This window comes from Ferrovibrio sp. MS7 (assembly GCF_038404985.1).
Classification (GTDB): Bacteria; Pseudomonadota; Alphaproteobacteria; order Ferrovibrionales; family Ferrovibrionaceae; genus Ferrovibrio; species Ferrovibrio plantarum.
Genome location: NZ_JBBKBA010000001.1, coordinates 1,051,233 through 1,067,637, shown reverse-complemented (window position 1 = coordinate 1,067,637; position 16,405 = coordinate 1,051,233). Strand labels below are relative to the sequence as shown.

18 protein-coding genes are annotated in these 16,405 nt (G+C 63.0%); 9 read left to right on the top strand and 9 right to left on the bottom strand.

All coding sequences use genetic code 11. The features are described from left to right. The 7 genes from V6B08_RS05145 (at nt 1) to V6B08_RS05115 (ending at nt 5,073) form a co-directional block, all read left to right on the top strand. Nucleotides 1-1,014, top strand: coding sequence for an aldo/keto reductase (locus V6B08_RS05145; RefSeq protein ID WP_341978654.1), 1,014 nt, complete (start codon nt 1-3; stop codon nt 1,012-1,014). An 80-nt stretch (nt 1,015-1,094) separates the two neighbouring features. Next, a complete protein-coding gene (locus V6B08_RS05140; protein ID WP_341978653.1) occupies nt 1,095-2,042 on the top strand; it encodes a LysR family transcriptional regulator in 948 nt (315 codons plus the stop codon). Nucleotides 2,043-2,206: 164 nt separating this feature from the next. Beyond that, on the top strand, nt 2,207-2,833 hold the full coding sequence (gene ycaC, locus V6B08_RS05135; protein WP_341978652.1) for an isochorismate family cysteine hydrolase YcaC: 627 nt from the start codon (nt 2,207-2,209) through the stop codon (nt 2,831-2,833). A gap of 155 nt (nt 2,834-2,988) precedes the next feature. Continuing rightward, complete coding sequence (locus V6B08_RS05130; protein WP_341978651.1) at nt 2,989-3,648, top strand: peroxiredoxin; 660 nt, start codon at nt 2,989-2,991, stop codon at nt 3,646-3,648. A gap of 86 nt (nt 3,649-3,734) precedes the next feature. Further along, entirely contained in the window at nt 3,735-4,154 is a 420-nt protein-coding gene (locus V6B08_RS05125) for a DUF2177 family protein (protein ID WP_341978650.1), read from the top strand. 44 nt (nt 4,155-4,198) lie between these two features. Then, nucleotides 4,199-4,507: a metalloregulator ArsR/SmtB family transcription factor gene (locus V6B08_RS05120; RefSeq protein ID WP_341978649.1), complete on the top strand. Its 309-nt coding sequence runs from the start codon at nt 4,199-4,201 to the stop codon at nt 4,505-4,507. After that, complete coding sequence (locus tag V6B08_RS05115) at nt 4,504-5,073, top strand: SRPBCC family protein (RefSeq protein ID WP_341978648.1); 570 nt, start codon at nt 4,504-4,506, stop codon at nt 5,071-5,073. Before V6B08_RS05120 ends, V6B08_RS05115 begins: the two co-directional genes overlap by 4 nt. 4 nt (nt 5,074-5,077) lie before the next feature. Here V6B08_RS05115 and V6B08_RS05110 read toward each other — a convergent pair whose 3' ends face one another. The 4 genes from V6B08_RS05110 to V6B08_RS05095 all read right to left on the bottom strand — a co-directional run bounded on the left by V6B08_RS05110 (nt 5,078) and on the right by V6B08_RS05095 (nt 9,828). Further along, nucleotides 5,078-6,244 carry an iron-containing alcohol dehydrogenase gene (locus V6B08_RS05110; RefSeq protein ID WP_341978647.1) on the bottom strand — a complete coding sequence of 389 codons (1,167 nt, stop codon included), beginning with the start codon at nt 6,242-6,244 and terminating at the stop codon, nt 5,078-5,080. A 50-nt stretch (nt 6,245-6,294) separates the two neighbouring features. Beyond that, nucleotides 6,295-7,794, bottom strand: a complete 1,500-nt coding sequence (locus tag V6B08_RS05105) for a sensor histidine kinase (RefSeq protein ID WP_341978646.1) — start codon at nt 7,792-7,794, stop codon at nt 6,295-6,297. Further along, nucleotides 7,791-9,218 (bottom strand): methyl-accepting chemotaxis protein, encoded by a 1,428-nt coding sequence (locus tag V6B08_RS05100; protein WP_341978645.1) that lies wholly within the window; start codon nt 9,216-9,218, stop codon nt 7,791-7,793. Before V6B08_RS05100 ends, V6B08_RS05105 begins: the two co-directional genes overlap by 4 nt. An 82-nt stretch (nt 9,219-9,300) precedes the next feature. After that, complete coding sequence (locus V6B08_RS05095) at nt 9,301-9,828, bottom strand: PAS domain-containing protein (protein ID WP_341978644.1); 528 nt, start codon at nt 9,826-9,828, stop codon at nt 9,301-9,303. A gap of 425 nt (nt 9,829-10,253) precedes the next feature. Between V6B08_RS05095 and V6B08_RS05090 the strand changes: the two genes are divergently transcribed. Continuing rightward, nucleotides 10,254-10,856, top strand: coding sequence for a response regulator transcription factor (locus tag V6B08_RS05090; RefSeq protein WP_341978643.1), 603 nt, complete (start codon nt 10,254-10,256; stop codon nt 10,854-10,856). Nucleotides 10,857-10,878: 22 nt separating this feature from the next. Here V6B08_RS05090 and aptA read toward each other — a convergent pair whose 3' ends face one another. Continuing rightward, nucleotides 10,879-12,204: an omega-aminotransferase AptA gene (aptA, locus tag V6B08_RS05085; RefSeq protein WP_341978642.1), complete on the bottom strand. Its 1,326-nt coding sequence runs from the start codon at nt 12,202-12,204 to the stop codon at nt 10,879-10,881. A gap of 158 nt (nt 12,205-12,362) precedes the next feature. Here aptA and V6B08_RS05080 point away from each other — a divergent pair, with 158 nt between their 5' ends. Next, entirely contained in the window at nt 12,363-12,917 is a 555-nt protein-coding gene (locus tag V6B08_RS05080) for a cupin domain-containing protein (RefSeq protein ID WP_341978641.1), read from the top strand. Between the two features lie 122 nt (nt 12,918-13,039). On the opposite strand, the gene V6B08_RS05075 is transcribed toward V6B08_RS05080, so the two are convergent. The 4 genes from V6B08_RS05075 to V6B08_RS05060 form a co-directional block, all read right to left on the bottom strand. After that, nucleotides 13,040-13,393: a RidA family protein gene (locus V6B08_RS05075; protein ID WP_341978640.1), complete on the bottom strand. Its 354-nt coding sequence runs from the start codon at nt 13,391-13,393 to the stop codon at nt 13,040-13,042. A gap of 18 nt (nt 13,394-13,411) precedes the next feature. Beyond that, nucleotides 13,412-14,722: a TRAP transporter large permease gene (locus tag V6B08_RS05070; protein WP_341978639.1), complete on the bottom strand. Its 1,311-nt coding sequence runs from the start codon at nt 14,720-14,722 to the stop codon at nt 13,412-13,414. 6 nt (nt 14,723-14,728) lie between these two features. Continuing rightward, entirely contained in the window at nt 14,729-15,238 is a 510-nt protein-coding gene (locus V6B08_RS05065; protein WP_341978638.1) for a TRAP transporter small permease, read from the bottom strand. A 73-nt stretch (nt 15,239-15,311) separates the two neighbouring features. Further along, nucleotides 15,312-16,295, bottom strand: a complete 984-nt coding sequence (locus V6B08_RS05060) for a TRAP transporter substrate-binding protein (protein WP_341978637.1) — start codon at nt 16,293-16,295, stop codon at nt 15,312-15,314. Between the last annotated feature and the right edge of the window lie 110 nt (nt 16,296-16,405).

Genomic DNA, 16,405 nt, shown 5'->3' with positions numbered 1-16,405 from the left:
ATGGCACTCAAGGATATACTCCCCGGCAAGCTGGGCTTCGGCACCGCGCCGCTCGGCAACATGTTTCGCGCCATCCCCGAAGCGGAAGCGCGCGCCACGGTGGAAGCCGCCTGGAATGATGGCATCCGCTACTTCGACAACGCGCCGTTCTACGGCGCCGGCCTGGCGGAAATCCGCATGGGCGATGCGCTGGCCGACAAGAAGCGCAGCGAATACGTGATCAGCACCAAGGTCGGCCGCGTCATCCTGGATGAAGTGGAGGATGTGAACGCCCGCGACAATGGCGAGAAGGGCGATGTATTCAAGCATGGCCGCCCGAACAAGGTGGTGAACGACTATTCGGCGGATGGCACGCTCCGCTCCATCGAGGACAGCCTGAAGCGCCTCAAGACCGATCATATCGAGATCGTCTGGGTGCATGACGTGGCGCAGGATTTCTACGGCGATGAATGGCTCGGGGTGTTCGAGGGCGCGCGCAAAGGTGCGTTCAAGACCCTCGACCGCCTGCGCGATGAAGGCGTGATCAAGGCCTGGGGCCTTGGCGTCAACCGCGTCGAACCGATCGAGCTGCTGCTCGGCCTGGAGAGCAACCGGCCCGATGGCTTCCTGCTCGCCGGCCGCTACACCCTGCTGGACCATGACCGCGCCTTGCAGCGGGTGATGCCGCAGGTGGTGGCACGGGGATTGGGCATTGTCGTCGGCGGGCCGTATAGCTCCGGCGCCCTGGTCGGCGGGCCGAATTTCGAATACGCCCCGGCGACGCCGGCCGTCCTCGCCAAGGTCGCCGGCATCAAGGCGATTGCCGACCGCCATGGCATCAGCATGAAGGCGGCGGGGCTGCAATTCGCGCTGGCCAATCCAGCGGTGGCCGCCGTGATCCCCGGCGCCAGCCAGCCCGGCCGCATCGCCGAGGACCGCGCCGCGTTGAACGAAACCATCCCGGCGGATTTCTGGCGCGCGCTGCGCCAGGCCGGTCTGGTCAATCCGGCGGCGCCTTTGCCGGGCGGCATCTGACGCGAAACATCCGACTGGTGAAGCCCTGGCTGTTCCAGCCAGGGCTTTTCTTTTGCGCGCTTCACTGCGACCATGCCATCATGACGCAGCGCTACGACGACATACTGGCGTTTCTTGAAGTGGTGAAGGCGGGCAGCTTCACGGCCGCCGCGACCCGTTTGCGCGTGGCGAAATCCGTGGTCAGCGACCGCGTGCGCAACCTGGAGAACAGTCTGCAGGTCGAATTGCTGCGCCGGACCACGCGCCAGGTGGCACCGACCGAGCGCGGCCGCGAACTCTATGAATCGCTGGCGCCGCTGGCCGATGGCATCGCCCAAGCCATGGATGATGCCGCCCATGCCGATGGCCCGCTGCTTGGCCGCCTGCGCATGACTGCGCCGATCAGCTTCGGCATGGAATACCTCACCCCGGTGATCACGCAATTCGCGCTGCAGCATCCGCAGCTTGAGATCGCGCTGGATTTTGATGATCGCACCATCGACATCATCGGCGGCGGCTATGACCTCGCCCTGCGTATCGGGCGCCTGGGCGATTCCGCGCTGATGGCACGCAAGCTGTGTGACAGCGACCGCGTGGTCTGCTGCAGCCCGGCCTATGCCAAGAAGAACGGCCTGCCGAAAAGTTTGAGCGACCTCGCCGGCCATGCCAGCATCGACTATGCCAATGCCCATGCCAGCCGGCTATGGCGCTTCGAGCCGGAGAAACCCGGCGGTGAGCCCCGCGTGGTGGAAACCAGCAGCCGCCTGGTGGTGAATAACGGCGAGGCGATGCGCGACATGGCGATTGCCGGTCTCGGCATCATCGTACTGCCGCGCTTCATCCTGGCGCGTGCCATCGAGAGCGGCGCGCTGATCGAATTGCTGCCGCAGATCAAGCCGCTGCCGGATGCGATCTATGCGGTCTATCCGCCCAGCCGCCACATGCCGCGCAAGCTGCGCGCCATGATTGATCATCTGGCGACAAGCTTCGCCGGCACCCCGCCTTGGGCGCGGCCGGCGGCCAAGGCGGCGAAAAAGCCCAGAAAATGATTGTTCTGCCGATTCTCATTGTTCGGCTTGACCGTACAATGAGTCCGGGACAACCCGGCTAATGCTCCGGCCCGTCTTTGCGTAGGGTTCTTTCACCGGCGGACAACACCGCCAAAGACGAACCTGAGACGAAACGCAATCTGAGACGAAAAGGACTGACTGACATGGGCAAGAAGTATAACCGCCTCGACAAGAACAACGCCGCCGTGCTGCTGGTCGATCACCAGGCCGGCCTGCTCTCCCTGGTCCGCGACATCGACCCGGACAAGTTCCGCAACAACGTGATGGCGCTGGCCGACCTGGCCAAGTTCTTCAACCTGCCGACCATCCTGACCACCAGCTTCGAGGATGGCCCGAACGGCCCGCTGATGCCGGAACTGAAGGAAATGTTCCCGGATGCGCCCTATATCGCCCGCCCCGGCAACATCAACGCCTGGGACAATGAGGATTTCGTCAAGGCGGTGAAAGCCACCGGCAAGAAGCAGCTCATCATCGCCGGCGTTGTCACCGAGGTCTGCGTTGCCTTCCCGGCGCTCTCGGCGCTCGAAGAAGACTTCGAGGTCTTCGTGGTTGCCGATGCCTCCGGCACCTTCAACGAGATCGCGCAGCAGGCGGCGTGGGACCGCATGAGCCAGGCCGGCGCGCAGTTGATGAACTGGTTCGGCGTTGCTTGTGAACTGCACCGCGACTGGCGCAACGATATCGAAGGCCTGGCCAAGCTGCTGGCCGACCATATCCCGGACTACAAGAACCTGATGACCAGCTACTTCGCCAACACCAAGAAGAAGTAAGCCGTATAAAACGGTTGCAGAGGCCCGGCCCATCAAGCCGGGCCTCTTTGCTTCTAGCGACAAATAAATTTTGCGCAACAATCAAGCTTTTTCAGTCAGCGGGCCCTGATTCCGGGTCTAGCATGGCGGCTTCCATTGCAGTGAAGGAGGCAGTCATGGGTTTGCGCATCGGCAGCAAGGCACCAGATTTCGAGGCTGATACCACGGTCGGCCCGATCAAGTTTCACGATTATGTCGGCGAGGGCTGGGCGATTCTGTTCTCGCACCCAAAGGATTTCACCCCGGTCTGCACTACGGAACTGGGCGCCGTGGCGAAGCTCAAACCGGAATTCGACAAGCGCAATGTGAAGGTGCTGGGCCTGAGCGTCGATCCGGTGAGCGATCACCAGCGCTGGATCGGCGATATTAAGGATGTCACCGGTTACCTGCCCGAGTATCCGCTGATCGGCGACAGCGACCTCGCCATCGCCAAGCTCTACGACATGCTGCCCGAGGAAGCTGGTTCATCATCGCAGGGCCGCACGGCAGCGGATAATCTTACCGTGCGCACGGTCTACATCGTCGGCCCGGACAAGGCGATCAAGGCGCAGCTTGCCTATCCGATGACCTCAGGGCGCAATTTCGATGAGATCCTGCGCCTGGTGGACAGCCTGCAGCTCACCGCCAAACATAAGGTGGCAACACCAGCGAACTGGAAGCAGGGAGAGGATGTGATCATCGCTGGCTCGGTGAGCAACGAGGAAGCGAAAGAGAAGTATCCCGCCGGCTGGCAATCGCCGAAGCCCTATCTGCGCATTGTCCCTCAGCCGAAGTGAGCATGGCGGCATGATGCGGTTGGATCACTGAGGTCACGCGAATTTGAGTCCTTGCGGTACCGTCATGCCGGCTTCTAAATGCCGGCATGACTGCATTCTCCAGCCGCCGCCTGCTCCTCACCGCCACCCTGATCCTGCTGCTGCTCATGGCGGTGGCTGATGCCATCTGGCTCAGCCTCGCCGCCCCCGCCTTCTATCGCCCGCTGCTCGGCGAACGGCTGAATGACATGCCGGTGCTATGGGCCGCCATCGGCTTCTACCTGCTCTATGCCATCGGCGTTGCCTGGTTCGTGCTGCGCCCGGCGCTTGCCGCCGCTTCCGCGCAGCAGGCGGTATTTTATGGCGCCGGCTTCGGCCTGGTTGCCTATGGCACCTACGATCTCACCAACCAGGCAACGCTGGTCGGCTGGCCCGTGATGGTGACCCTGGTGGACATGGCATGGGGCAGCCTGCTGACCGCCAGCACCGCCGGCCTCGCCACCTGGATCGCTTTACGACGTGGATAATTTCACACTTGACTTAATTAAGTGAAATATGAAATAAAGCCGCCATGGAGACTTTCGCGGCTTTATCCGATCCCACACGGCGGCAGATCATCGAATTGCTCGGCCCCGGCCCGTTGCCGGCGGGGTCGATAGCCGAGCGTTTCGCGCTGTCCGCGCCGGCCGTGTCGCAGCATCTGAAAGTGCTGCGCCAGGCCGGACTGGTGACGCAGCAGGTGGATGCGCAGCGCCGCATCTATGCGCTCAATCCTGCCGGCTTCGCCGCCATGGATCAGTGGCTGGCGCAGGTGCGGCGCTTCTGGGGACCGAAACTCGATGCGCTGGCCGCTGAATTGGAGAAGGACGATACGCCATGAACCAGACCGCGCCGCTGCTCGACAGCCATGACTATGGCGAGGTGCTGGAATCCGGCGCCGTGCGTTTCACCCGCCTGCTGCCCGGCCCTGTCGCACGCGTGTGGCGCTACATCACAGAGCCGGACCTGCGCGCCAAATGGCTGGCCGGCGGCCCGATGGAGTTGCGGCTTGGCGGCAAGGTGGCGCTGGAATTCTGGAATGACCAGTTGAGCGCCGAAGCCGATCCGACACCGACGGAATATTGCGGCTGCGACGGCGCCGCCCTGCTTGGCCGCATCACGGCGCTTGAGCCGCCGCGCCTCTTGGCCTTCACCTGGGGTGAAGATGGCAGCGAGGGCGGCCAGCCGGTTTCGGAAGTGACCTTCGAGCTGAGCGAACAGCCCGGCGGCAAGGTGCTGCTGGTGCTGACCCATCGCCGCCTGACAACCGACCTGATGCGCAATGTCGGCCCCGGCTGGCACACCCATCTCGATACGCTGGTGATGACCGCCGAAGGCCGCCGTGTGGACAGCTTCTGGCAGCGTTTCCTAGCTCTGCGGGCGTATTACTCGGCACTGATCAAGTAGCCCCTCACCACGCCGCCTCGAGCAAAGCCACGAGATCTTCCGGGCCCTTGATCGGCTTCGGGTTGGTGCGCACCCAGAGATTCTCCATCGCGCCTTCGGCGATCTTGGCGAACTGGCTTTTCTCCACGTTCAGGTCGCGCAGCCGCGTCGGCTGCCCCAGCGTGGCGATCATGTCCGCCACGGCCTGCGCCGCATCGCCATCGCGGCGTCCCAGCACCTCGGCGATGCGCGCCTGCTGCGGCGCAGTCACGTCGCGGTTATGGCGCATCACATGCGGCAGCATGATGCAGGAGGTGTGGCCATGGCTCATGCCGGTGACGGCGCCCAGGCTGTGGCCGATGCCATGGCTGGCGCCATAGGGCACGCGCAGGATGCCGATGCCGGAAAGCCACGCCGCCTGCAAGCATTCCAGCCGAGCCTGCATGTCGCCGGGATCGCGCAGGCTGGCCGGCAGGGCGCGGGCGAATAGCCGCAAAGCCTGCAGCGAGGTTGCCTCGATCAGTGGCGACGGCTGAATTGAGCAGATGCCTTCGACTGAATGATCGATGGCGCGGATCGCGGTGGAGAGCCACAGCCATTGCGGCGTATGCACCGTCACCGCCGGATCGAGGATGACACTGGCGGCGCCGATTTCGCGCCCGGTATAGCCATGCTTGATCTGCCGCACCGGATCAGTGCAACCGCCGAAATTGGAGAATTCGGCGGCCGACAGCGTGGTGGAGAGCACGATCTGGCGGAACGGCGGCGGCTTCACCACCGGCACATGGCGGCTGCCATCGGGATTGGTGCGGAGATGGTAATCGTCGAGCTGTTCCGGCGCCGTGAGGCCATGCGCCAGGGCGATCAGCGCCACCTTGACGGTATCAATCGCCGTGCCGCCGCCGAAAGTGAGCACCAGATCCGGATCAGCGGCGCGCATGGCATCGGCACAGGCGATCACGCTGGGGCGCGGCGTATGCTCGCGGCATTCATCGAAGGTGCCGACATGGCGCGCGCCGAGCGCGCGGCGGATTTTCTCCACCGCATCGGTGGTGCGGTTCAGCGTCTTGCTGGTGACAATGAAGACGCGCCGGGCATTGCGCCGATCCGCCTCCTCGACCACAGCCCGATCCGCCGCCTGGCCCCAGATCACGCGATCCTGGGCCAGGAATTCATGCATGCCGCTGGTCATCCGTCGCCTCCCGCTTTTGCCGCGAGTATGGCGTCAGCCCAGGCCCCAGTTCAAGCCGGGGGCGGCTGCAAACCCTGCGGCTGGGGAAACCACAGCGAAGCCCGCGTGCCGCCGCGCACCGGATCGATACGTTCCAAAGCCAGGCGACCGCCATGCAGTTCGGCCAGTTTCTTGGTGATCGAGAGGCCGAGCCCGGCGCCACCATGGCTGCGGGTATAGGCATTGTTGATAATGCCGAATGGCTGCAACACCTGCTGCAGCATATTGGCGGCGATACCGGGACCGGAATCGCTGACATCGATGCGCAGGCCACTCTCCACCTGCGCGGCCTCGATGGTGATGCTGCCGCCTTCAGGGGTGTATTTCACCGCATTGGCCAGCAGGTTGAGCAGCATCTGGCGCAAAGCGCGGCGGTCTGCGGCAAACGACAAGTCCGGCGCCACGCAAAGCGTCATCGCGATGCGATCATCATCAATCAATGGCTGCATCAGCTTCAGGCATTCCTCCACCAGCGGCTTGAGCCTCACTTCCTCGCGGTGCAGCCGCAGCTTGCCGGCCTCCAGCGCCGATAGATCCAGGATATCGTTCACCAGGCTCAGCAGATGCTCGGCGCTGGTGACAATCAGGCGGCCATATTCGCGGTATTTCGGATTGCCGAGCGGGCCATTGATCTCCAGCGCAATCATTTCCGCGAAGCCGATAATGCCGTTCAGCGGCGTACGCAATTCGTGGCTCATATTGGCCAGGAACATGCTCTTGGCATGGGCGGAATCGGCAGCCTCTTCCAGCGCCTGCTGCAGCTTGGCCTCACGCAACTTGTGATGCCGGATGTCGCGGTAGAAGGCCGCCAGCACGCCATGGCCGTCGAGTTCGATCCGCCGCGCGCTGATTTCCACCGGCAGCAGGTTGCCATCGGCATGGCAAAGATTGGTGCTGTAGACCAGCGGGCGGTCGCTGACTGCTGCCGCCGCAAAGCGCTCTACCAGACCGCTGCTGCCATCCGGATGCAGGTCACGCTCGCGCTTGCCGATCAGCGCCGCCGGCATGCAACCGAGCATTTCGCCCGCCACCGTATTGGCATCGAGGATGCCGCCATTGTCCATGTCGACCATCAGGATGGCATCGGGGCAACCCTCCATGATGGCGCGGTGCTTGCGCTCGGAGGCCAGCATGCGCGCCTGATCGTCGCGCCGCTCGGTGATATCGCGCAGCACCGCCAGGATCACCTCGACACCGTCGCGCTCGGCCTTGAGCAGCGAGGCTTCGGCTGGAAACAGGCTGCCATTTCGCCGCATACCGGTCACTTCACGACGGCCATGCATCATGTAGGCAGTGATATGAGATTTGGCGAAACGCGCCACATGCTCGCGATGCGCCGTGCGCGCGGATAGCGGAATCAGCAGATCGAGCGGCTGGCCGATGATCTCCTGACGGCGGTAGCCGAAAACCGTCTCCGCCATGCGGTTGAAATCGACGATGCGCTGATCCAGCCCGATGGTGACAACAGCCTCGGGCATGAAGGCCAGCAGGCTTTCCTGCAGATTATTCATGGTGGTGATGCTGGTGCGATCCCATCATTCCGGCGTGTCGGCTTGGTGAAGAAAGCGGCGATGCGGGCGAGTTCGCTGGCCTGTTCAGTGAGGGTGGCGGTTGCGGCAGTGTTTTCCTGCACCAGGGAGGAGTTGCGTTGGGTAAGCTGGTCCAGGTTGCTCACGGCAATATTCACTTCCTCCAGCCCCTGGGCCTGCTCGCGGCCAGCATGGGCGATCTCGTCGACGATGGAAGCAACGCGGCCGGAGGCAACAGTGATCTGGCTCAGTATCTCGCCGCTCTCGCGCACATGGCGCACCCCGGCCTTGACCTGCTGGTCGGTCTCGCCGATCACACCCTTGATTTCCTTCGAGGCATTGGCGGCGCGCTGCGCTAACGCCCGCACTTCCTGCGCCACAACGGCAAAGCCCTTGCCCGCCTCGCCTGCCCGCGCGGCTTCCACGGAAGCATTCAGCGCCAGCAGATTGGTCTGGAACGCGATCTCGTCGATCAGACCGATAATGGCGACGATGCGCTGCGCGCTATGCTCGATACGGTCCATCGCTGTCACCGCCTCCTGCATGGTGCGGGTGCCGTTATTCGCGGCATCGCGTGCCGAACCGCTCAACTGGTTCAGCATCTGGGCATTGTCGGCATTCTGCTTCACCGTCTGGGTCAGTTCCGACATCGCGGCGGCAGTCTGCTCCAGGGTCGCCGCCTGGCTTTCCGTGCGTGCCGCCAGATCGCGGCCGCCAGCAGAAAGTTCGGCGGCCGCCGCTTCCAGCGCCTCGGTGCTGCCGGTCAGTTTCTCGCTGACATCGCGCAGCACGCCGATGGTGGTGCCCGCATCCCGCATCAATGTGGCGAATTCACCCTGGTAATTATCTCCAGCCTGATTCAGGCCGGCATCGGCAGCCTGCAGGTCGCCGCGCGCCAGGTGGCCCATCACCCGGCCAAGCGTGCGTACCGCGCCAGCCGTCGTCGCCACCACGCTGTTGATGCCCTGCGCCAAGCTGAGCATGAAGCCCTGCTTGCCAGCCTCCTCCAGCCGCTTGGCTAGATCGCCAGCCGCCGCCGCCGAAACCAGGCTGACGATTTCGCTTTCCAGCCGCGCGGTTTCTTCCGCACGCAGGCGCATGCTTTCGCGTGCCTGGTTGATCACCTCGGCGCCACGGCGGAAATTGCCCGGCATACCGGTTTCCAGGAACGGGCGGAAATACTGGCCTTGGGACGCAAGGGTCAGCGACGCACCGGATTCGCGCACGAAGGCATCGGTGAGATCGAGCATCCGGTTCACCATTATCAGCGCCGGCGCCAGTTCGCCATAGCTGGCGATATGCAGTACCCGCGCTGAAAGGTCGCCACGCGCAGCACGGCCGCACACATCATTCACTGCCTGCAGCGCCCGGCGATGCCGCCGCGCCGCCCTTCCGATGATCAGCATGCTTTCTCCCCCCGCTGTGGCGTTTTTATTTATCCGGCAGCCCGTATTTTTCCGGTGGCCTGTCTTTATCTGGCAGCCGCGTTTATCTGGTAGCCAGGCCGAGCACGAACTCGTCATAGCCCTGTCGGTTCTCAGCCAGCAGCGCATCAAGCCGGACCAGACTGTCGCGCAGGCCGACACGGCGATCCTGGCTCGCCGCCTCGATGCGCAGCAGCTCGCGGTAAACCGGCTCGATCACGGCTAGCGCGCCGCGGTGCGGCTTGCGCCGGTTGGAATGATAGCCATCCACCTCACCGGCCAGAGTAAAGCTCGGCGTTACATGCGCCAGCACCCAGTAGAAATCGCCATTCTTCGCCAGGTTCTTCACAAAGGCGAAAACCTCGCGGCCATCCTGGATGCGCTGCCACAGCAGGGCGAAGACGGCGCGCGGCATATCCGGGTGGCGCAGGATGGAATGCGGCTGGCCCAGCACCTCCGCCTCGGCATAGAGCCCGACACTGCAGAACACATCATTCACATAGGTGAGCCGACCCTTGAGATCGGTCTTGCTGACAATGAGTTCGTCTTCCTGGAAATGCCGCTCTTGCGAAGTGGGTGTCGGGCGCTTCATGGACAGCCTCTCAGTGGGTATTGATCCGAACAACATCAAAGCGCTGGATATATCCGCCTGAGGGCAAGAATAGATTGCGATCTATCGCCGATCCCCCGACTAATTACAGTTATTGAACGAGGGAGTGTTTCGTTTTTAAAGTAAAAATGTCCTTATTATTGAAAATAATGGTCTTTTTTATTAACAAAATCAATCTTAGATACTGAAAATCGCCAGCCCTCTACACTATGTTGTAAATAATAAAATAGAACTCACAATATCAGAGCGAGAAAAACTCTATCGATCCATACGTGGATTTTCCTATAATCCGGAAACGGTCAATTTGTTGCGGTATGGCTTTCCAGACGACGAAAATTCTCCTGGCCGGCTTCGATGCTTCCCAGCTCCAGCGGCTTCAGGCACTCCTGACCCGGGCGGATCACCTTGTGCTGCAGGTGCAACCAAAGGCCATCGACCATGGCCTACTGGTGGATGCTGGCTGCAACGCAGCGGTGATCGAACTGCCGACGGATGCGCATAGCAGCGAGGGCCTGGCGCTGCTGGCAGCGATCCGCGGCCATTCCGACATGCCGATCGTGGCGGTGGTGCGCGGCAGTGACGCGGCCTTGCGGGTGCGGGCGCTGAAGGCCGGCGCCCATGATGTGCTGAGCGAGCCCTGGGACGACACCGAATTGCTGGCGCGGCTGCACAGCCTGCTGCAGCGCTGCCGCACCTGCCTCAAGGTCGGACGGCTATGCTACGGCGACATCGTGATCGACCAGGTGGAACAGAGCTTCCGCCACCGCAGCCGCTATGTCGCCCTGTCACGCATGGAGATGCGGCTGCTGCGCCGGCTGGTGCAGGCCGATGAAAGCACGGTGCCGAACGAGGCCCTGCTGCGGGAGTTATGGGGCAAGGACAATGACAGCCACCGCCAGTCGCTGCGGGTGCTGATCCGCCAGTTGCGGGCGAAGATCGAGGATGATCCGCGCCACCCGAGTTTCCTGATCAACGACCACGGCATCGGCTACCGCCTGCGCCGCCAGTGAGGCGACGCAGGCGCAAGCCGGGTTATTCGACTTCCTTGATCACCTTGGCGAGGATGCCGAAGATTTCGTCGATATGCTGCTTGGTCAGGATCAGCGGCGGCGACAGCGCGATGGTGTCGCCGGTGAGGCGGCACATCAGGCCCTGCTCGTAGCATTTCACGAACACATCATAGCCGCGCTTGGTCGGCGCGCCCTCGCGCGGGCTGAGTTCCACCGCCGCCATGATGCCGATATTGCGGATGTCGATGACATTGGGCAGGCCCTTGAGGCTGTGCACCGCGTCTTCCCAATAGCCGCTCAATGAAGCGGCATTCTCGAAGATGCCTTCATCGCGGTAGAGGTCCAGCGTGGCGAGGCCGGCGGCACAGGCCAACGCATGGGCCGAGTAGGTATAGCCATGGAACAGCTCGATCATGTGTTCCGGGCCCTGCATGAAGGCTTCATGCACATGCTTGCGGGTGAACACGGCGGCCGCCGGCACGGCGGCATTGGTCAGGCCCTTGGCGGTGGTCATCATGTCGGGGATGACGCCGAGCGTCTCGGCGCCGAAGGCCTTGCCGGTGCGACCGAAGCCGGTGATCACTTCGTCGAAAATCAGCAGGATGCCATGCTTGTCGCAGATCTGACGCAGCTTCTGCAGGTAGCCGACCGGCGGGATCAGCACGCCGGTGGAACCGGCCACCGGCTCGACGATCACGGCGGCGATGGTGCTGGCATCATGCAGCGCGATGATGCGCTCCAGGTCATCGGCGAGATGCGCGCCCCAGGTCGGCTGACCCTTGGAGAAGGCCATGTCCTTGAGGCTATGGGTGTGCGGCAAATGATCGACCCCGGCCAGCAAAGGCCCGAATACCTTGCGGTTGGCGACGATGCCGCCCACGCTGATGCCGCCGAAGCCGACGCCGTGATAGCCACGTTCGCGGCCGATCAGGCGGGTGCGGGCGCCCTCGCCGCGCGCTCGATGATAGGCAATGGCGATCTTGAGCGCCGTATCCACCGCTTCCGAACCGGAATTGGCGAAGAACACATGGTTGAGATCGCCCGGCGCCAGATGTGCCAGCCGCGCGGCGAATTCAAACGCCTTGGGATGCCCCATCTGGAAGGTCGGCGCGAAATCCATTTCCGCTGCCTGCTTCTGGATCGCGGCCACGATCGGTTCGCGGCAATGGCCGGCATTGACGCACCACAGGCCGGCGGAGCCGTCGATCACCTGCCGGCCGTCATGCGTCGTGTAATACATGCCCTTGGCGCCGACCAGCAGGCGCGGATTGGCCTTGAACTGGCGGTTGGCGGTGAAGGGCATCCACCAGGATTGCAGGTCGTTGGGAACGGGGGCGGTCTGGCCCATGGTCGGCTCCGGCTGGGATTTAAGGAAAACCTATCCTGTGAGTCTCGGTCTAAGTGCTGTGCGAAACAATGCTTTTCTCTGCCGCTTAAGCCTTTGATCTTGATGCGATAAATCAAACATTGTTAAATATATTGAACAACGAAACAGGAGCGCGGCGGATGGACGGCGAAATCGATATCGGCGGGCGGCTGAAACAGGTGCGTTTGGCGCGAAAAATTTCGCAGCGCGAACTGGCGCGGCGCGCCAATGTCACCAATGCCACTGTGTCGCTGATCGAGGCCAACCGCGTCAACCCCTCGGTCGGCGCGCTCAAGCGCGTGCTGGATGGCCTGCCGATGAGTCTGGCGGAATTCTTCGCGCTGGAAGCGCCGGCACCGCGCAAGGCCTTCTACCGCGCCGAAGAACTGGTGCAGGTCGGCAAGGGCAAGATCAGCTACCGCCAGGTCGGCACCGACCTATCGGGCCGCGCGCTGCAGATCCTGGTGGAACGCTACGCACCCGGCGCCGATACCGGCCGCGTCATGCTGCGCCATGAAGGCGAGGAAGGCGGCGTGGTGCTGAAAGGCCGCCTGGAAGTGACGGTCGCCGGCCAGACCCGCGTGCTCGGCCCGGGCGATGCCTATTATTTCGAAAGCCAGCAGCCGCATCGCTTCAAAACCATCGGCAGCGAGCCCTGCGAATTGATCAGCGCCTGCACGCCGCCGAGTTTCTAGGTGAGGTTTTTGGACAGATTCTCCACCATTTGTCATGCCGGCGAAAGCCGGCATCCCATTTGATGGATGTAATGGGACCCTCGCTTTCGCGAGGGTGACAATGTGGTGTGGGGCGGTGAACGTCACCCCTTCGTCGCGGCGATAGCGACGATCTCGATCATATCGCCCTCTTCCAGCGTGGCGCCGATGCAGGCGCGCTGCGGCGGGTTGGCATGGTCTACCCAGTCAAGCCACACCGCATTCATCGCCGGCTTCTGTGCCATGTCGGTAATATAGACCGTGGCCGAGAGCAGCCGCGACTTGTCGGTGCCGGCCTCGGCGAGCTGGCGGTCGAGGTTCGCCAGCGCCTCGCGGGCTTGGCGCGTCATGTCCAGCTCATAAGTATCGGCGGTGGCGACGGTGAAAACGAAACCGTTATGCACCGTGGTGCGCGAACGGCCGGACGCCTCACTGGGAATGCGGGTAATCGGCAGCATGCTTGCTTCTCCCCCGCCTCAGCCGCCCGGCCCGAGCATCTGGCTCGGCAGCCAGGTGACCAGGCCCGGCACGAAGAAGATCAGCGCCACCGCCGCCACCATGAGCAGGAAGAACGGAAAAGCGACCTTGGCGATATAGGTGATCTGATGCCCGGTCATGCCCTGCAACACGAACAGGTTGAAGCCGACCGGCGGGGTGATCTGCGCCATCTCCACCACCAGCACGACGAAGATGCCGAACCAGATCAGGTCGATGCCGGCGCGCTCGATCATCGGCAGCACCACCGCCATGGTCAGCACCACCATGGAGATGCCATCCAGGAAGCAGCCGAGCACGATGTAGAACACCATCAGCACCACGATCAGCGCGGCCGGGCTGAAGCCCATGCTGCTGATCCAATCGGCGAGATGGCGCGGCAGGCCGGTGAAACCCATCGCGAGGGTGAGGAAAGCCGCACCGGCCAGGATCAGGCCGATCATGCAGGAAAGCCGGGTGGCGCCCAGCAGGCTTTCCATGAAGGTTTTGACGTTGAGGCTGCCCTGTGCTGCCGAGACAACCAGGGCGCCGACCACGCCGAGCGCCGCCGCCTCGGTGGCGGTGGCGATGCCGGTATAGATCGAGCCGAGCACGGCGAGAATCAGGCCGACCGTGGGCAGCAGGTGGCGCGAGGCCCAGATCTTCTGCACGAAGCTGAACTTCTCGGTCGGCTGCGGAATCTTGTCCGGATTGAGCAGCGACCAGACCACGATGTAACCCATGAACAAAGCCGCCAGCAGAATGCCGGGAATCACGCCGGCGATGAACAGCTTGGCGATCGAGACTTCCGCCGCCACGCCATAGACGATCATGATCAGTGAGGGCGGAATTAGCAGGCCGAGCGTGCCGGCACCCGCCAGGCTGCCGACCACGATATTCTCAGGGTAACCACGGCTGCGCAGTTCCGGGATGCTCATCTTGCCGATGGTGGCGCAGGTGGCGGCCGAGGAACCAGACACGGCGGCGAAGATGGTGCAGCCGATCACGTTGGTATGCACTAGGCGACCGGGCAGGCGCGTCATCCATGGCGCCAGGCCACGGAACATGTCTTCCGACAATCGCGTGCGGAACAGGATTTCGCCCATCCAGATGAACATTGGCAGCGCCGTCAACGTCCAGCTTGTGCTGGAGCCGAAGATGGTGGTCATCATCGCATCGCCCACCGGGCGATTGGTGAACAGCATCATGGCCAGCCAGCCGCAGGCCACCAGGCCCAAGCCGATCCACAGGCCGGTGGCCAGGATGGCGAACAGCGCGATGATGAGGAAAACCGAAATCAGGATCTGATCCATGGGGGATTACTCCGTGCGCGCCAGTTCGGCGGGGGTATCATCGAGCGGCTTGCCGCGCAGCACGAGAAAGAATTCCTCGACCATGGCGATGAACAGCACCACGCTGCCGATGGCGAAGCCAAGCTGCGGGATCCACAGCGGCGTGGCATCGTTGGACGTGGAGATGTCGTTGAACTTCCAGCTCCACCACACCATCTTGCAGGCGTAGAAGGCGAAGAAGCCCGAAACCGCGATGCCGAGCGCAACGCACCACAATTCCAGGGCACGCCGGGTCGAGCCGGTGAAGCGCTTCAGGATCAGCGTCACGCGGATATGCTCGCCATGGGCAAAGGTATGCGCCAAAGCCAGGAAGGTCGCTGCGCCCATGCAATAGCCGGCATAGGCATCAATGCCACGGATATAGAAATTGAGCTGCCGGCCCAGAATGCTGAGCAGAATAGTGACCAGCAGCGCAACCATGAAGAAGCCGGCCAGCCAGCCGCAGGCCCTGTATAGCAGATCGAGTGGCGAGCGCATCGCAAGCAACCTTTGTTATTGTCCCCCGGAAACAATTCGGGCGGGGTTTCCCCCGCCCGTTTACTGAAGACTGTTACATCTTCTTGAAAGCATCCACGATGGCCTGACCATCGGCACCGGCCTTCTTGACCCATTCCTCGGTCATGGTGGCACCGACCTTCTGGAACCCGGTCTTGAGGGCGGCCGGCGGCGGCACCACCTTCATGCCACCCTTGACCAGCGCTTCCTTGGATTCCTCGGTCTCGACCTGGGCGGCGGCGAAGCCACGCGTCTCGGCGGCGGCGGCGGCATCCATCACCGCCTTCTGCGTCGCGGCATCCAGCTTCTTGAACGCATCATTGTTCACGAACACCAGATTCTTCGGCAGCCAGGCCTGGGTGTCGTAGAAATGCGTCATGCTTTCCCAGGCCTTGATGTCACGGCCCGTGGAGCCTGAGGTGATCATGGTGACGATCACGCCGGTGGCCATCGCCTGCGCCAGTTCGGCCTGCTGCACCGTCACCGGCTGGGCGCCGACCAGTTCGGCGATGCGCGAGGTGGCCGGGCTGTAGGCGCGATACTTCAGGCCCTTGAGGTCCTCAATCGTGTTGAGTTCCTTCTGCTTGGTGTAGATGCCCTGCGGCGGCCACGGCACCGCGTAAAGCGCGGTCATGCCCTGCTCGGTCAGCTTCTTCTCGATGAACGGCTTCTGCGCTTTCCACAGCTTGGCCGAGTCGGCAAAGCTGGTGGCCAGGAACGGCACGCCATCAGCGCCGAAGATCGGAATTTCATTCTCCACGTTCACCATCAGCACTTCGCCGATCTGCGCCTGGCCGGTCTGCACCGCGCGCTTGATTTCCGGCGCCTTGAACAGCGACGCGCCCGGATGCACGGTGATTTCCAGCTTGCCGCCCGACAGCTTCTTCACGTCCTCGGCGAACTGGACCAGATTCTTGGTGTGGAAATTGCCGGCCGGATAGGCACCCGGCAGATCCCACTTGGTCTGGGCCTGGGCGGCACCAGCGGCCACAGCAACCGCGAAGGCGGCGGCGGTGATGAACAGCGAGCGACGAAGCATTCTATGGTCTCCCCGTGATGGCGGCGGCCCTGGTCCACCCTGGGCCACCGGAAGTAACCAGTTTGTCACCGGGCACACGGGATTGGCAAGCGCCGAGCATAAAATCCAGG

What these genes read in the sequence shown, in the direction of transcription:
- V6B08_RS05145 (WP_341978654.1), top strand. Translation starts at nt 1, where the DNA reads ATGGCACTCAAGGATATACTCCCCGGCAAGCTGGGCTTCGGCACCGCG.
- V6B08_RS05140 (WP_341978653.1), top strand. Translation starts at nt 1,095, where the DNA reads ATGACGCAGCGCTACGACGACATACTGGCGTTTCTTGAAGTGGTGAAG.
- ycaC (WP_341978652.1), top strand. Translation starts at nt 2,207, where the DNA reads ATGGGCAAGAAGTATAACCGCCTCGACAAGAACAACGCCGCCGTGCTG.
- V6B08_RS05130 (WP_341978651.1), top strand. Translation starts at nt 2,989, where the DNA reads ATGGGTTTGCGCATCGGCAGCAAGGCACCAGATTTCGAGGCTGATACC.
- V6B08_RS05125 (WP_341978650.1), top strand. Translation starts at nt 3,735, where the DNA reads ATGACTGCATTCTCCAGCCGCCGCCTGCTCCTCACCGCCACCCTGATC.
- V6B08_RS05120 (WP_341978649.1), top strand. Translation starts at nt 4,199, where the DNA reads ATGGAGACTTTCGCGGCTTTATCCGATCCCACACGGCGGCAGATCATC.
- V6B08_RS05115 (WP_341978648.1), top strand. Translation starts at nt 4,504, where the DNA reads ATGAACCAGACCGCGCCGCTGCTCGACAGCCATGACTATGGCGAGGTG.
- V6B08_RS05110 (WP_341978647.1), bottom strand. Translation starts at nt 6,244, where the DNA reads ATGACCAGCGGCATGCATGAATTCCTGGCCCAGGATCGCGTGATCTGG.
- V6B08_RS05105 (WP_341978646.1), bottom strand. Translation starts at nt 7,794, where the DNA reads ATGAATAATCTGCAGGAAAGCCTGCTGGCCTTCATGCCCGAGGCTGTT.
- V6B08_RS05100 (WP_341978645.1), bottom strand. Translation starts at nt 9,218, where the DNA reads ATGCTGATCATCGGAAGGGCGGCGCGGCGGCATCGCCGGGCGCTGCAG.
- V6B08_RS05095 (WP_341978644.1), bottom strand. Translation starts at nt 9,828, where the DNA reads ATGAAGCGCCCGACACCCACTTCGCAAGAGCGGCATTTCCAGGAAGAC.
- aptA (WP_341978642.1), bottom strand. Translation starts at nt 12,204, where the DNA reads ATGGGCCAGACCGCCCCCGTTCCCAACGACCTGCAATCCTGGTGGATG.
- V6B08_RS05080 (WP_341978641.1), top strand. Translation starts at nt 12,363, where the DNA reads ATGGACGGCGAAATCGATATCGGCGGGCGGCTGAAACAGGTGCGTTTG.
- V6B08_RS05075 (WP_341978640.1), bottom strand. Translation starts at nt 13,393, where the DNA reads ATGCTGCCGATTACCCGCATTCCCAGTGAGGCGTCCGGCCGTTCGCGC.
- V6B08_RS05070 (WP_341978639.1), bottom strand. Translation starts at nt 14,722, where the DNA reads ATGGATCAGATCCTGATTTCGGTTTTCCTCATCATCGCGCTGTTCGCC.
- V6B08_RS05065 (WP_341978638.1), bottom strand. Translation starts at nt 15,238, where the DNA reads ATGCGCTCGCCACTCGATCTGCTATACAGGGCCTGCGGCTGGCTGGCC.
- V6B08_RS05060 (WP_341978637.1), bottom strand. Translation starts at nt 16,295, where the DNA reads ATGCTTCGTCGCTCGCTGTTCATCACCGCCGCCGCCTTCGCGGTTGCT.